Origin of the sequence: Kitasatospora sp. YST-16, from assembly GCF_026802215.1 — a bacterium.
GTDB lineage: Bacteria > Actinomycetota > Actinomycetes > Streptomycetales > Streptomycetaceae > Kitasatospora > Kitasatospora cineracea.
In genome coordinates this window covers 886,168-900,871 of sequence record NZ_CP113837.1, presented here as the reverse complement: position 1 = coordinate 900,871, position 14,704 = coordinate 886,168, and the positions used below count along the sequence as shown (strand labels likewise).

Genomic DNA, 14,704 nt, shown 5'->3' with positions numbered 1-14,704 from the left:
ACCTGATCCGCAACGCCCAGATCCTCGGCGGCGCCCCCCAGGACATCCACATCGTCGACGGCGCCTTCGCCGCGATCGGCGAGGGCCTCGACGTCCGGGCCGACATCGACATCGACGCGCACGGCCTGATCGCCCTGCCCGGCCTGGTCGACCTGCACACCCACCTGCGCGAGCCCGGCCGGGAGGACGCCGAGACCGTGCTGACCGGCACGCGGGCCGCCGCCATGGGCGGGTACACCGCCGTGCACGCGATGGCCAACACCTTCCCGGTCGCCGACAGCGCCGGCGTGGTCGAGCAGGTCTGGCGGCTGGGCCGCGAGTCCGGCTACTGCGACGTGCAGCCGGTCGGCGCCGTCACCGTCGGCCTGGAGGGCAAGCAGCTCGCCGAGCTCGGCGCGATGCACGACTCCGCCGCCGGGGTGCGGGTCTTCTCCGACGACGGCAAGTGCGTGGACGACGCGGTGATCATGCGCCGCGCGCTGGAGTACGTGAAGGCCTTCGACGGCGTGATCGCCCAGCACGCCCAGGAGCCGCGGCTGACCGCCGGCGCCCAGATGAACGAGGGCCAGGTCTCCGGCGAGCTCGGCCTCGGCGGCTGGCCCGCCGTCGCCGAGGAGTCGATCATCGCCCGGGACGTGCTGCTCGCCGCGCACGTCGGCTCCCGGGTGCACATCTGCCACCTGTCCACCGCCGGGTCGGTCGAGATCGTCCGCTGGGCCAAGGGCAAGGGCTGGGACGTCACCGCCGAGGTCACCCCGCACCACCTGCTGCTCACCGACGAGCTGGTGCGCTCCTACGACCCGGTGTACAAGGTCAACCCGCCGCTGCGCACCGCCGCCGACGTCGAGGCGCTGCGCGAGGCGCTGGCCGACGGCACCATCGACGCCGTCGCCACCGACCACGCCCCGCACCCCGCGGAGGACAAGGACTGCGAGTGGGCGGTCGCCGCGATGGGCATGGTCGGGCTGGAGACCGCGCTGTCGGTCGTGCAGCAGACCATGGTCGACACCGGCCTGCTGAACTGGGAGGGCGTCGCGGACCGGATGTCGCACCGGCCGGCCCGGATCGGGCGGCTGACCGGCCACGGACGGCCCATCTCGGTGGGCGAGCCTGCCAACCTGGTGCTGTTCGATCCCGCGTACCGTGGAGTCGTGAACCCCGACACCTTCGCCACCCGCTCCCGCAACACCCCGTACAAGGGCATGGACCTGCCCGGCCGGGTGCACGCCACCTTCCTGCGCGGTGAGGCCACCGTGCTGGCCGGCGAACTGGTCGAGCGCTGATGCCGCTCGCCACCGAGAAGGGCCACGTCACCGACTGGCCCGGGTACATCGGTGCGACGGTCGGCCTGCTGATCCTGATCGCGCTGGTGTACTGGCTGATGCGGCAGGGCTGGAACTGGCGGCGCACCCTCCAGTCCGACCTGCCCGAACTGCCCGCGGTGCCCGCGGAGACCGGCTCGGCGCTGCTGGCGGCGCCCGGCCGCTACCACGGCTCCACCACCGCCGGGAACTGGCTGGACCGGGTCGTCGCGCACGGCCTCGGCACCCGCAGCCTGGCCGGACTGACCCTCACCGAGCGGGGCCTGCTGGCCCGCCGCCCCGGCGAGGCCGACCTGTGGATCCCCGCCGCGGCGCTCACCGGCGCCCGCACCGACTCCGGCATCGCCGGGAAGGTCGTGCCGAGCGGACTGCTGGTGGTCGGCTGGACGCTCGGCGACCGCGCCCTGGAGAGCGGGTTCCGGCTGGACGCCGCCGACGGGCACGACGACTGGGTCGAAGCCGTCGAGGCACTAGTGACACGTACGAAGACGATGAAGACGGAAGAGGCCGCCACATGACCGCACCTGCCCCCACCACGCAGCGCACCAGGCGGGAGCGCACGTCGTTTGATCGGCCCGTCGCCGTGCTCGTCCTGGAGGACGGCCGGACCTTCCGCGGCCAGGCGTACGGCGCGGTCGGCGAGACCTTCGGCGAGGCGGTCTTCAACACCGGCATGTCCGGCTACCAGGAGACCCTGACCGACCCGTCCTACCACCGCCAGGTGGTCGTGATGACCGCCCCGCAGATCGGCAACACCGGCTGGAACGACGAGGACGACGAGTCGCAGCAGATCTGGGTGTCCGGCTACGTGGTCCGCGACCCCGCCCGGGTCGCCTCCAACTGGCGCTCGAAGCGCTCGCTGGACGAGGAGCTGGAGCGCCAGGGCGTCGTCGGCATCAGCGGGATCGACACCCGCGCGCTCACCCGCCACCTGCGCGAGCGCGGCGCGATGCGGGTCGGCATCTTCTCCGGCCCGGCCGTCGCCGACCAGGCGGCGCTGCTCGCCAAGGTGCAGCAGGCCCCGGAGATGAAGGGCGCCGACCTGTGCGCCGAGGTCGCCACCAAGGAGGCCTACGTCGTCCCGGCGATCGGTGAGAAGAAGTTCACCGTCGCCGCCGTGGACCTGGGCATCAAGGGCATGACCCCGCACCGGATGGCCGAGCGCGGCATCGAGGTGCACGTGCTGCCCGCGAACAGCTCGGTGGAGGACATCTACGCCGTGCAGCCCGACGGCGTGTTCTTCTCCAACGGCCCCGGCGACCCGGCCACCGCCGACCGCCAGGTCGAGGTGCTGCGCGGCGTGCTGGCGAAGAAGACCCCGTTCTTCGGCATCTGCTTCGGCAACCAGCTCCTGGGCCGGGCCTTCGGGTTCGGCACCTACAAGCTCAAGTACGGCCACCGCGGCATCAACCAGCCGGTGCAGGACCGCAGCACCGGCAAGGTCGAGGTGACCGCGCACAACCACGGCTTCGCCGTGAACGCGCCGCTGGACCAGGTGAGCGACACCCCCTTCGGGCGGGTCGAGGTCTCCCACGTCTGCCTCAACGACGACGTGGTCGAGGGCCTGCAGGCGCTCGACGTCCCCGCCTTCAGCGTGCAGTACCACCCCGAAGCGGCTGCCGGCCCGCACGACGCCGCGTACCTCTTCGACCGCTTCGTAGAGCTCATGGAGGGCCAGCGTGCCTAAGCGCACCGACATCAAGTCCGTCCTGGTGATCGGCTCCGGCCCGATCGTCATCGGCCAGGCGGCGGAGTTCGACTACTCGGGTACGCAGGCCTGCCGGGTGCTCAAGGCCGAGGGGCTGCGGGTCATCCTGGTCAACTCCAACCCGGCCACGATCATGACCGACCCGGAGATCGCCGACGCCACCTACGTCGAGCCGATCACCCCCGAGTTCGTCGAGAAGATCATCGCCAAGGAGCGCCCCGACGCGCTGCTGCCGACCCTGGGCGGCCAGACCGCGCTGAACACCGCGATCTCCCTGCACAAGGCCGGCACGCTGGAGAAGTACGACGTCGAGCTGATCGGCGCCGACGTCGACGCCATCAACAAGGGCGAGGACCGCGAGCTCTTCAAGGGCGTCGTCGAGGCCGTCAAGGCCAAGATCGGGTACGGCGAGTCCGCCCGTTCGGTGATCTGCCACTCGATGGACGACGTGCTGGCCGGCGTGGAGACGCTGGGCGGCTACCCCGTCGTCGTGCGCCCGTCCTTCACCATGGGCGGCGCCGGCTCCGGCTTCGCGCACGACGAGGAGGACCTGCGCCGGATCGCCGGACAGGGCCTGACCCTCTCGCCGACCACCGAGGTGCTCCTGGAGGAGTCCATCCTCGGCTGGAAGGAGTACGAGCTGGAGCTGATGCGCGACAAGCACGACAACGTGGTCGTCGTCTGCTCCATCGAGAACTTCGACCCGATGGGCGTGCACACCGGTGACTCGATCACCGTCGCCCCGGCGATGACCCTCACCGACCGCGAGTACCAGATCCTGCGCGACATCGGCATCGCCGTGATCCGCGAGGTCGGCGTCGACACCGGCGGCTGCAACATCCAGTTCGCGGTCAACCCCGTCGACGGCCGGGTCATCGTCATCGAGATGAACCCGCGCGTCTCGCGCTCCTCCGCGCTGGCCTCCAAGGCGACCGGCTTCCCGATCGCCAAGATCGCCGCGAAGCTCGCCGTCGGCTACACGCTGGACGAGATCCCCAACGACATCACCGAGCAGACCCCGGCCTCCTTCGAGCCGACCCTCGACTACGTCGTCGTCAAGGTGCCGCGGTTCGCGTTCGAGAAGTTCCCGTCCGCCGACGCCACGCTGACCACCACCATGAAGTCGGTCGGCGAGGCCATGGCGATGGGCCGCAACTTCCCCGAGGCGCTGAACAAGGCGCTGCGCTCGCTGGAGAAGAAGGGCTCGCAGTTCAGCTGGGTCGGGGAGGTGGGCGACAAGGACGAGCTGCTGGTCAAGGCCCAGGTTCCGACCGACGGGCGGATCAACACCGTCATGCAGGCGATCCGGGCCGGCGCCACCCCGGAGGAGGTGTTCGACGCCACGAAGATCGACCCGTGGTTCGTCGACCAGCTCTTCCTGATCCACGAGATCGCCGTCGAGCTGGGCGAGGGCGACAAGCTCGACCCGGAGCTGCTGCGGCACGCCAAGCGGCACGGCTTCTCCGACCAGCAGATCGGCGAGATCCGCGGCCTGAAGGCCGACGTGGTCCGCGAGGTGCGGCACGCGCTCGGCATCCGCCCGGTGTTCAAGACCGTCGACACCTGCGCCGCCGAGTTCGCCGCCAAGACCCCGTACTTCTACTCGTCCTACGACGAGGAGAGCGAGGTCGCGCCGCGCACCAAGCCCGCCGTGATCATCCTGGGCTCCGGCCCGAACCGGATCGGCCAGGGCATCGAGTTCGACTACTCCTGCGTGCACGCCTCCTTCGCGCTGGCCGACGCCGGGTACGAGACCGTGATGGTCAACTGCAACCCGGAGACCGTCTCCACCGACTACGACACCTCCGACCGGCTCTACTTCGAGCCGCTCACCCTGGAGGACGTGCTGGAGATCGTCCACGCCGAGCAGCAGGCCGGACCGCTGGCCGGCGTGATCGTCCAGCTCGGCGGCCAGACCCCGCTCGGCCTGGCGCAGGCGCTCAAGGACAACGGCGTGCCGATCGTCGGCACCCCGCCGGAGGCGATCCACCTCGCCGAGGAGCGCGGCGCGTTCGGCCGGGTGCTGAAGGAGGCGGGCCTGCCGGCCCCCAAGCACGGCACCGCGTTCTCCTTCGAGGAGGCCAAGGCGATCGCCGACGAGATCGGCTACCCCGTGCTGGCCCGCCCGTCCTACGTGCTCGGCGGCCGCGGCATGGAGATCGTCTACGACGAGCCCTCGCTCGCCTCCTACCTGGAGCGGCACGCCGGCCTGATCTCCGAGCACCCCGTGCTGATCGACCGCTTCCTCGACGACGCCGTCGAGATCGACGTGGACGCGCTCTACGACGGCCAGGAGCTCTACCTGGGCGGCGTCATGGAGCACATCGAGGAGGCCGGCATCCACTCCGGTGACTCCGCGTGCGCGCTGCCGCCGATCACCCTCGGCGGGTACGACATCAAGCGGCTGCGCTCGGCCACCGAGGGCATCGCCAAGGGCGTCGGCGTGCGCGGCCTGATCAACATCCAGTTCGCGCTCTCCGGCGACATCCTGTACGTGCTGGAGGCCAACCCGCGCGCCTCCCGCACCGTGCCGTTCACCTCCAAGGCCACCGCCGTGCCGCTGGCCAAGGCCGCCGCCCGGATCTCGCTCGGCGCCACCGTCGCCGAACTGCGCGCCGAGGGCCTGCTGCCGCGCGAGGGCGACGGCGGCACGCTGCCCGCCGACGCGCCGATCTCGGTCAAGGAGGCCGTCATGCCGTGGTCGCGCTTCCGCGACGTGCACGGCCGCGGCGTCGACACCGTGCTCGGCCCGGAGATGCGCTCCACCGGCGAGGTCATGGGCATCGACCGGGTCTTCGGCACCGCCTACGCCAAGTCCCAGACCGGCGCGTACGGCGCCCTGCCCACCAAGGGCAAGGTGTTCGTCTCGGTCGCCAACCGCGACAAGCGCAACCTGGTCTTCCCGGCCCGCGCGCTGGTCGAGCTCGGCTTCGAACTGCTCGCCACCACCGGCACCGCCGAGGTGCTCCAGCGCGGCGGCATCCCCGCCACCGTGGTGCGCAAGCACTCCGACGGCGAGGGCCCGAACGGCGAGCAGACCATCGTCCAGCTCATCCACGAGGGCGAGGTCGACCTGATCATCAACACCCCGTACGGCACCGGCGGCCGCCTCGACGGCTACGAGATCCGCACCGCCGCGGTCTCCCGGGGCGTGCCCTGCCTGACCACCGTGCAGGCGATGGGCGCGGCCGTGCAGGGCATCGCCGAGCTGCGGCGCGGCGAGGTCGGCGTGATGTCGCTGCAGGAGCACGCGGCACTGATCAACTCCGGCCGCAACTAGGTCGAAACCGTGGGGGGCACACCGGTCCGGTTGCCGGGTGCCCCCCACGTCCATGTCCCGGCTCGGCACGGCACGGCTTACGGAGGGTTGCCCGCGCGATGTACAAGCTCCTGTTCAACCTGGTGTTCAAGAAGATGGACCCGGAGAAGGCCCACCACCTGGCGTTCTTCTGGATCCGGCTGGCCCACTCGGTGCCCGGCCTGCGCTCCCTGGTGCGCGCCCTGCTCGCCCCGCGCGACCCCCGGCTGCGCACCACCGCGCTCGGCCTCGACCTGCCCGGGCCGTTCGGCCTCGGCGCGGGCTTCGACAAGAACGGCATCGGCATCGACGGCCTGTCGATGCTCGGCTTCGACTACGTCGAGATCGGCACCGTGACGGGCGAGCCGCAGCCCGGCAACCCCGCGCCCCGGCTGTTCCGGCTGGTCGAGGACCGCGCGCTGATCAACCGGATGGGCTTCAACAACCAGGGCTCCGCCCGGGTCGCCGCCCGCCTCGCCGCCCGCCCGCACACCAGCAACACCCCGGTGATCGGCGTCAACATCGGCAAGACCAAGGCCGTCCCGGAGGACGAGGCGACGGCCGACTACCTGAAGAGCGCGAAGGCGCTGGCACCGTACGCCGACTACCTGGTCGTCAACGTGTCCTCGCCGAACACCCCCGGGCTGCGCAACCTGCAGGCCGTGCGGGTGCTCGGGCCGCTGCTCTGGGACGTCCGCAAGGCCGCCGACGAGGTCACCAACCACCACGTGCCGCTGCTGGTGAAGATCGCCCCCGACCTCGCCGACGAGGACATCGACGAGATCGCCGACATGGCCCTGCACCTCGGCCTCGACGGCATCATCGCCACCAACACCACCATCGGGCGCGAAGGGCTGAAGACCCCCGCCGCCCGGATCGAGGAGATCGGCATGGGCGGCCTCTCCGGCGCCCCGCTCAAGGAACGCTCGCTCCAGGTGCTGGAACGCCTGCGCAAGCGCACCGACGGCCGGCTCGCCATCGTCTCCGTCGGCGGCATCGAGACCGCCGAGGACGCCTGGCAGCGCATCCTGGCCGGCGCCGACCTCGTCCAGGGCTACTCCGCGTTCATCTACGAGGGGCCGTTCTGGATGCGGAAGGTGCACAAGGGGCTGTCGGCGCGGCTGCGGGCCGCGGGGTACGCGACGATCGGGGACGCGGTGGGGAAGGGCAACCGGTAGTCGTCGGCCGCGTGGGCGTCGGGGGAGTGGGGCGGGCCTGTCGGTGCGGTTGCGGGGCTTCGGGTGCGCGAGGATCGGGGGCGCGGTCGGGAAGGGCAGCCGGTCGTCGTCGGCCGCGGCGGCAGGGCAGGAGCTGGGCAGGGCGGCCGTCGTGGCGGCGGGTGCGGAGGAAGGGACGGCGGGATGGCCAATCCGGTGGTGGCCCGGGCCGAGGTGCTCGGGGTCCGGGCCGACGGGCCCGGCCGGCGGGTCACGGTGCGCTGTGCGACGGCGGCGGCCCGGTTCCGGCCGGGGCACTTCGCCGCCCTCGCCGCTCCCGGGGAGCGCCGACGTGCTGCGCCGGGCCGCGCCGATCCTGCGCGCCGACGGCGAGGACCTCGACCTGCTGCTGCCCGCCGACCCGCCGGCCGTCCTCGACCTGATCGCCCCGCTCGGCACGCCCTACCCGCAGCCCGACACCCCCGGCTGCGCGCTGCTGCTCGGCGAGGACACCGCGGCCGGGCCGCTGCTCGCCCTCGCCGAACAGCTGCTCGCGGGCGGCAGCCAGGTCGCCTTCGTGCTCGCCGCACCGACCGCCGGGCGGCTGTACGGCGTCGACGCGGCCCGCGAGCTCACCGCCGACGTCCTGCTGCTCACCGCGGACGGCAGTGCCGGGCTCCCGCTCGGCGAGGACCCGGCCGCGCTGGTCGACCAGGCCCTGCGCGCGCTCGACGCCGACCTGCTGTACACCGCCGCCTCGCCCGGGCTCTCCGCGGCGGCGGTCGGCGCCGCGACGCTGCGCGGGGTGCGCAGCTGGACGGCGGTGGGCGCGGAACTGCCCTGCGGCACCGGGCTGTGCCTGGGCTGCGTGCTGCCGGTGCGTGACGCGGACGGTGTCAGCCGGCTGGTGCGGGCCTGCACCGAGGGGCCGGTCTTCGACGGCGCCCGGGTCCGCTGGGGCGGGCTGGGCACCGTGCCGGCGGACGTGGAAGGTGCGGGGGTGATCGCGTGACGGACCGTCAGAACGTCGACCTGACCGCGCCGTTGGGGTCCGGGACGGTGCCGAACCCGTTGTCCACGGCGGCGGGGTGCGCCGGGTTCGGGCGGGAGCTGGCGCGGTTCGTGCCGTTGGACGAGCTGGGGACGCTGACCACGCGGACGGTGCTGCCGCGGGCGGGGGCCGGGCTGCCGGGGCCGCGGATCGTCGCGGTGCCGGGCGGGGTGCTGAACGCCGTGGGCGGCCAGCAGCCGGGCATCGACGGGTTCCTGCGGCGCGAGCTGCCCTGGCTGGCGGAGCGGGGGGTGCGCACCGTGGTGTCGATCGGCGGGCACCGGCTGGAGGACTTCGCGGAGCTGGCCGCCCGGCTGGCGGGGCGGGACGGGGTGCGCGGCCTGGAGCTGAACCTGTCCGCGCCGGGCGCCGCCGACCGGGGGCTGCTGTTCGCGGCCAACCCGGCGGTCAGCTACGACGTGGTCGCCGCCGTGCGGGCCGCCGCGCCCGGGCTGCCGGTCTACGCCAAGCTGGCCCCCGACCAGGGGTCGGTCACCGAGGTCGCGGCCGCCTGCGTGGCGGCCGGGGCCGACGGCCTGTCGATGGTCAACACCGCCCGGGGCATGGCCATCGACCTGGACGCCCGCCGTCCCGCCCTGGGCGCGCCCGGCGGCCTGGGCGGCCTGTCCGGGCCGGCGCTGCGGCCGATCGCGGTGCGCTGCGTGTTCCAGGTGCACGCCGGGATGCGGGCCGGGCGGATGCCGACGGTGCCGATCCTCGCCATGGGCGGGGTGCGCACCGGCCGGGACGCCCTGGAGTTCACCCTGGCCGGCGCGTCCGGCGTCGCGGTCGGCTCGGAGCTGCTGCGCGACCCGACCGCACCGCTGCGGATCCTCGACGAGCTGCGGACGGAGCTCGCCGAGCGCGGCTTCGCCGCCTACACCGACGCGGTGGGGCTCGCCCACCGCACCACCACGACGGAAGACGGAAGACAGTAGATGACTGACAGCACGCCCTTCGGCGCCCGCCTGCGGACCGCCCTCGACACCCGGGGCCAGCTCTGCGTCGGCATCGACCCGCACGCCTCGCTGCTCACCGCCTGGGGGCTGAACGACGACCTGGCCGGGCTGGAGACCTTCTCCCGCACCGTGGTCGAGGCGCTGGCGGACCGGGTCGCGGTGCTCAAGCCGCAGTCCGCGTTCTTCGAGCGCTTCGGCAGCCGCGGCATCGCCGTCCTGGAGCGCTCGGTGGCCGAGGCGCGGGAGGCCGGGGCGCTGGTGCTGATGGACGCCAAGCGCGGCGACATCGGTTCGACCATGGCCGCGTACGCCGAGACCTTCCTGTCCCCGGACAGCCCGCTGTTCTCGGACGCGCTCACCGTCAGCCCGTACCTGGGCTTCGGTTCGCTGCAGCCGGCCGTGGACCTGGCGCACGCCAACGGCTGCGGCCTGTTCGCGCTGGCGCTGACCTCCAACCCGGAGGGGCACGAGGTGCAGCGCGCGGTCGGGGCGGACGGGCAGAGCGTGGCGCAGGCGGTGCTGCGGCGGCTGGCGGCGGAGAACGCGGGCGCCGAGCCGCTGGGGTCGTTCGGCGCGGTGGTCGGCGCGACGCTCGCCGACGCCGGGGTGGACCTGGCGATCAACGGCCCGCTGCTGGCCCCCGGGGTGGGCGCGCAGGGCGCCACCGCGGCCGACCTGCCGCGGGTCTTCGGCGACCAGGTGCGCAACGTGGTGCCCTCGGTGAGCCGCGACGTGCTCCGGCACGGGCCGTCGGTGGCGGCGCTCCGGCAGGCCGCGCAGGCGTTCGTCAACGATGTGAGGGGCGTCACAAACGCATGAGCGCGGGGCCGTCAACTCGGTTGATTTGACCGGAAAACTCCCAGGTCGGCCCCTGCTGACCTGGACTTTTCGTGTTCTTTTCCTGACGCGGCGGCCCAAGTTGGGTAGTGTCCGGCGGTAGGACGCCAGTTGGCGGTGGTCACGGCCACCTCCGCAGGTCAGAGCCTGTGGCGTCCGGGCACCACCAAGTCATGGCTCATCCCTTCCATCCACACCTGAGGTGAACGGCGTGGCTCTTCCGCCCCTTACTCCCGAACAGCGCACCGCCGCGCTCGCCAAGGCCGCCGAGGCTCGCCGGAAGCGTGCCGACGTCAAGAACCGGCTGAAGCACTCGGGCGCCTCGCTGCACGACGTCATCAAGGCCGGCAAGTCCGACGACGAGGTCATCGGCAAGATGAAGGTCTCCGCCCTGCTGGAGTCCCTGCCGGGTGTCGGCAAGGTGCGCGCCAAGCAGATCATGGAGCGCCTCGGCATCTCCGAGAGCCGTCGCGTGCGCGGCCTCGGTACGAACCAGATCGCCTCCCTGGAGCGGGAGTTCGGCGGCGCGGCTTCCTGATTGGAGGCCGGTGTCAGCGGAACGTCCGCGATCCGGGATAATCGGTACATGAGTGAGCGTCCGCGGCTGACCGTGCTCTCCGGCCCCTCCGGGGTCGGCAAGAGCACGGTCGTCGCTCATATGAGGAAGCAGTTCCCCGAGGTCTGGCTGTCGGTGTCGGCGACGACCCGGCACCCGCGCCCCGGTGAGCGCGACGGCGTGCAGTACCACTTCGTCGACCACGAGCAGTTCGACAAGCTGGTGGCCAACGGCGAGCTGCTGGAGTGGGCGGTCTTCGCCGGGAACCGGTACGGGACGCCGCGGCAGGCGGTGCTCGACAAGCTCGACAAGGGCGAGCCGGTGCTGCTGGAGATCGACCTCCAGGGGGCCCGGCAGGTCAAGGAGTCGATGCCCGAGGCGCAGCTGGTCTTCCTGGCCCCGCCGAGCTGGGACGAGCTGGTGCGCCGGCTCACCGGCCGGGGCACCGAGCCGCAGGACGTCATCGACGAGCGGCTGGCGGTGGCGAAGGTCGAGCTGGCGGCCGAGTCGGAGTTCGACACGACGCTTGTCAACACCTCCGTCGAGCAGGTAGCGGCCGAACTGCTAGCCTTGCTCGGTGTAGCCTGACCGGATCGGCTGCATCCAGCCGATACCCGTAAAACCACTTCGGAAGGTTCAGCGTGTCCTCTTCGATGACCGCGCCCGAGGGCATCATCAACCCGCCGATCGACGAGCTGCTCGAGGCCACCGACTCCAAGTACAGCCTGGTGATCTACGCGGCCAAGCGCGCCCGCCAGATCAACGCGTACTACTCGCAGCTGGGCGAGGGCCTGCTCGAGTACGTCGGCCCGCTGGTCGACACCCACGTGCACGAGAAGCCGCTGTCGATCGCGCTGCGCGAGATCAACGCCGGCCTGCTCACCGCCGAGGCGGTCGAGGGCGCCTGAGCCCCCGAGAGTCCCTGCAGGGCCCGTTCCGATGCCGTCCGGCGTCGGGGCGGGCCCTGCGGCCGTGTGCGCCCGGTGCATCCGGTGCACCCGGTGTGCCCGGTGGCACGTCGCAGCCGTGCGCTGATGGGTCGTAAGGTGGGCGCGAGCCCGTCGCAGTGCCGTGATGAAGGAGAGCCGACCGTCATGAACGCGTCCCGTGTGGTCCTCGGGGTGAGCGGCGGGATCGCCGCCTACAAGGCCTGTGAACTGCTGCGGAGGTTCAGCGAGTCCGGGCACGAGGTCACGGTGGTGCCGACCGCGGCGGCGCTGCACTTCGTCGGGGAGGCGACCTGGGCGGCGCTGTCCGGGCGGCCGGCGGCGACCGAGACCTGGGAGCGGGTGCACGAGGTCCCGCACGTGCGGATCGGGCAGCGGGCGGACCTGGTGGTGGTCGCCCCGGCCACCGCGGACCTGCTGGCGAAGGCCGCCCACGGCCTGGCCGACGACCTGCTGACCAACACCCTGCTGACGGCCCGCTGCCCGGTGGTGTTCGCGCCCGCCATGCACACCGAGATGTGGGAGCACCCCGCCACCCAGGAGAACGTCGCCACGCTGCGGCGGCGCGGCGCGATCGTGATCGAGCCCGCGGTGGGCCGGCTCACCGGCGTCGACACCGGCAAGGGCCGGCTGCCCGACCCGGGCGAGATCTTCGCGGTCTGCCGCCGCGTGCTCCTGCGCGGTTCGCTGGAACAGGACCTGGCCGGCCGGCACCTGGTGGTCTCGGCGGGCGGCACCCGCGAGCCGCTTGACCCGGTGCGCTTCCTCGGCAACCGCTCCTCCGGCAAGCAGGGCTACGCGCTGGCCGCCACCGCGGTGGCCCGCGGCGCCCGGGTCACCCTGGTCGCCGCGAACACCGCGCTGCCCGACCCGGCCGGGGTGGACGTGGTCCGGGTCGGCACCGCGACGCAGCTGCGCGAGGCGGTGCTGAAGGCCGCCGAGGACGCCGACGCGGTGGTGATGGCCGCCGCGGTCGCCGACTTCCGGCCCGCCGAGTACGCCAGCGGCAAGATCAAGAAGGTGGACGGCGTCGAGCCCGCGCCGATCGTGCTGGTCCGCAACCCCGACGTGCTGGCCGAGGTCGCCGCCGACCGGGCCCGCGCCGGGCAGGTGGTGGTCGGCTTCGCCGCCGAGACCGACGACGTGCTGGCCAACGGCCGGGCCAAGCTCGCCCGCAAGGGCTGCGACCTGCTGGTGGTCAACGAGGTCGGCGACGGCAAGGCGTTCGGCCAGGACACCAACAGTGCCGTGCTGCTCGGCGCGGACGGCTCCGAGGTCCACATCGCGGACGGCCCCAAGGAGATCCTGGCGGACGCGGTCTGGGACCAGGTCGCCGCCCGGCTGCCCCGCGCCGGGGCCGGGGCGGAGCGTTAACCGCTGCAACGCCCCGAGTTGTCCCGGTAGTTGGATCCCCCCGGGCCGGTCGGTTCGGCCGCGACCCGTCCTGACCGGCGCAGACCGGCCGGTGTGATCCTCGACCGGACACGGCGGACCTTGCCGGGGAGTGCCCCGCGATCGGTAGCCGACCGTTACACTCCACTCCAGGAATCAAGTCTTTCCGGATGCCTCGGGACTTCCGAGCGCATTCAGTCAGCAGCCGCTGCAACCCCAGGGAGCGCTGTGTCTCGCCGCCTGTTCACCTCGGAGTCCGTCACCGAGGGACACCCCGACAAGATCGCTGACCAGATCAGCGACACCATCCTGGACGCCCTCCTCAAGGACGACCCGACCTCCCGCGTCGCCGTGGAGACCCTGATCACCACCGGCCTGGTGCACATCGCCGGCGAGGTCACCACCAAGGCGTACGCGCCGATCGCGCAGCTGGTCCGGGAGAAGATCCTGGAGATCGGCTACGACTCGTCCAAGAAGGGCTTCGACGGCGCCTCCTGCGGCGTGTCGGTGTCGATCGGCTCGCAGTCCCCGGACATCGCGCAGGGCGTGGACACCGCCCACGAGCACCGGGTCGAGGGCGACGTCGAGGACGAGCTGGACCGCCAGGGCGCCGGCGACCAGGGCCTGATGTTCGGCTACGCCTGCGACGACACCCCCGAGCTGATGCCGCTGCCGATCACCCTCGCGCACCGGCTCTCCAGCCGGCTGAGCGAGGTCCGCAAGAACGGGACCATCCCCTACCTGCGGCCCGACGGCAAGACCCAGGTCACCATCGAGTACGACGGCGACCGCGCCGTGCGCCTGGACACCGTGGTGGTCTCCTCGCAGCACGCCAGCGACATCGACCTGGACTCGCTGCTCACCCCCGACATCCGGGAGTTCGTGGTCGAGCCCGAGCTCAAGGCGCTCGCCGACGAGGGCATCAAGCTGGTCACCGAGGGCTACCGGCTGCTGGTCAACCCGACCGGGCGCTTCGAGATCGGCGGCCCGATGGGCGACGCCGGCCTCACCGGCCGCAAGATCATCATCGACACCTACGGCGGCATGGCCCGCCACGGCGGCGGCGCCTTCTCCGGCAAGGACCCGTCCAAGGTGGACCGCTCGGCCGCGTACGCGATGCGCTGGGTCGCCAAGAACATCGTCGCCGCGGGCCTGGCCCGGCGCGCCGAGGTGCAGGTCGCGTACGCGATCGGCAAGGCCGAGCCGGTCGGCCTGTTCGTGGAGACCTTCGGCACCGAGACCGTCCCGGTGCTGAAGATCCAGGAGGCCGTCACCCAGGTCTTCGACCTGCGCCCGGCCGCGATCATCCGCGACCTGGACCTGCTGCGCCCGATCTACCAGCAGACCGCCGCGTACGGCCACTTCGGCCGTGAGCTGCCGGACTTCACCTGGGAGCGCACCGACCGGGTCGACGCGCTGAAGGCCGCCGTCGTGGGCTGAACGGTGTAGTGCGAACGGAGCCGTCCGTCGGGAGTTT

Annotated in this window: 13 protein-coding genes; all 13 read left to right on the top strand. The window is 72.4% G+C overall.

Annotated features, from left to right (window positions below; translation table 11 throughout):
• The first annotated feature begins 50 nt into the window (after positions 1–50).
• Positions 51–1,283 carry a dihydroorotase gene (locus OU787_RS04115; RefSeq protein ID WP_369794929.1) on the top strand — a complete coding sequence of 411 codons (1,233 nt, stop codon included), beginning with the start codon at positions 51–53 and terminating at the stop codon, positions 1,281–1,283.
• Complete coding sequence (locus OU787_RS04110) at positions 1,283–1,840, top strand: PH-like domain-containing protein (protein ID WP_268658578.1); 558 nt, start codon at positions 1,283–1,285, stop codon at positions 1,838–1,840. Before OU787_RS04115 ends, OU787_RS04110 begins: the two co-directional genes overlap by 1 nt.
• Positions 1,837–3,009: a glutamine-hydrolyzing carbamoyl-phosphate synthase small subunit gene (gene carA / locus OU787_RS04105; RefSeq protein ID WP_030459176.1), complete on the top strand. Its 1,173-nt coding sequence runs from the start codon at positions 1,837–1,839 to the stop codon at positions 3,007–3,009. Before OU787_RS04110 ends, carA begins: the two co-directional genes overlap by 4 nt.
• Positions 3,002–6,310 (top strand): carbamoyl-phosphate synthase large subunit, encoded by a 3,309-nt coding sequence (gene carB, locus OU787_RS04100; RefSeq protein ID WP_268658577.1) that lies wholly within the window; start codon positions 3,002–3,004, stop codon positions 6,308–6,310. The genes carA and carB overlap by 8 nt, the downstream gene beginning before the upstream one ends.
• A 98-nt stretch (positions 6,311–6,408) precedes the next feature.
• The gene (locus OU787_RS04095) at positions 6,409–7,506 is read left to right on the top strand and encodes a quinone-dependent dihydroorotate dehydrogenase (RefSeq protein WP_268658576.1); all 1,098 of its coding nucleotides are present in this window, start codon (positions 6,409–6,411) and stop codon (positions 7,504–7,506) included.
• 331 nt (positions 7,507–7,837) lie between these two features.
• Positions 7,838–8,497, top strand: coding sequence for an iron-sulfur cluster-binding protein (locus tag OU787_RS04090; protein ID WP_268658575.1), 660 nt, complete (start codon positions 7,838–7,840; stop codon positions 8,495–8,497).
• The gene (locus tag OU787_RS04085; RefSeq protein WP_035954623.1) at positions 8,494–9,474 is read left to right on the top strand and encodes a dihydroorotate dehydrogenase; all 981 of its coding nucleotides are present in this window, start codon (positions 8,494–8,496) and stop codon (positions 9,472–9,474) included. Before OU787_RS04090 ends, OU787_RS04085 begins: the two co-directional genes overlap by 4 nt.
• On the top strand, positions 9,475–10,314 hold the full coding sequence (pyrF, locus tag OU787_RS04080) for an orotidine-5'-phosphate decarboxylase (protein ID WP_268658574.1): 840 nt from the start codon (positions 9,475–9,477) through the stop codon (positions 10,312–10,314).
• A gap of 229 nt (positions 10,315–10,543) precedes the next feature.
• Positions 10,544–10,870, top strand: a complete 327-nt coding sequence (gene mihF, locus OU787_RS04075) for an integration host factor, actinobacterial type (protein WP_030459182.1) — start codon at positions 10,544–10,546, stop codon at positions 10,868–10,870.
• 48 nt (positions 10,871–10,918) lie between these two features.
• Positions 10,919–11,476, top strand: a complete 558-nt coding sequence (gmk, locus tag OU787_RS04070) for a guanylate kinase (RefSeq protein ID WP_030459183.1) — start codon at positions 10,919–10,921, stop codon at positions 11,474–11,476.
• Positions 11,477–11,529: 53 nt separating this feature from the next.
• The gene (gene rpoZ / locus OU787_RS04065; protein ID WP_030459184.1) at positions 11,530–11,796 is read left to right on the top strand and encodes a DNA-directed RNA polymerase subunit omega; all 267 of its coding nucleotides are present in this window, start codon (positions 11,530–11,532) and stop codon (positions 11,794–11,796) included.
• 186 nt (positions 11,797–11,982) lie between these two features.
• A complete protein-coding gene (coaBC, locus tag OU787_RS04060; RefSeq protein ID WP_268658573.1) occupies positions 11,983–13,209 on the top strand; it encodes a bifunctional phosphopantothenoylcysteine decarboxylase/phosphopantothenate--cysteine ligase CoaBC in 1,227 nt (408 codons plus the stop codon).
• 246 nt (positions 13,210–13,455) lie between these two features.
• Positions 13,456–14,667 (top strand): methionine adenosyltransferase, encoded by a 1,212-nt coding sequence (gene metK / locus OU787_RS04055; protein ID WP_268658572.1) that lies wholly within the window; start codon positions 13,456–13,458, stop codon positions 14,665–14,667.
• Positions 14,668–14,704 lie beyond the last annotated feature (37 nt).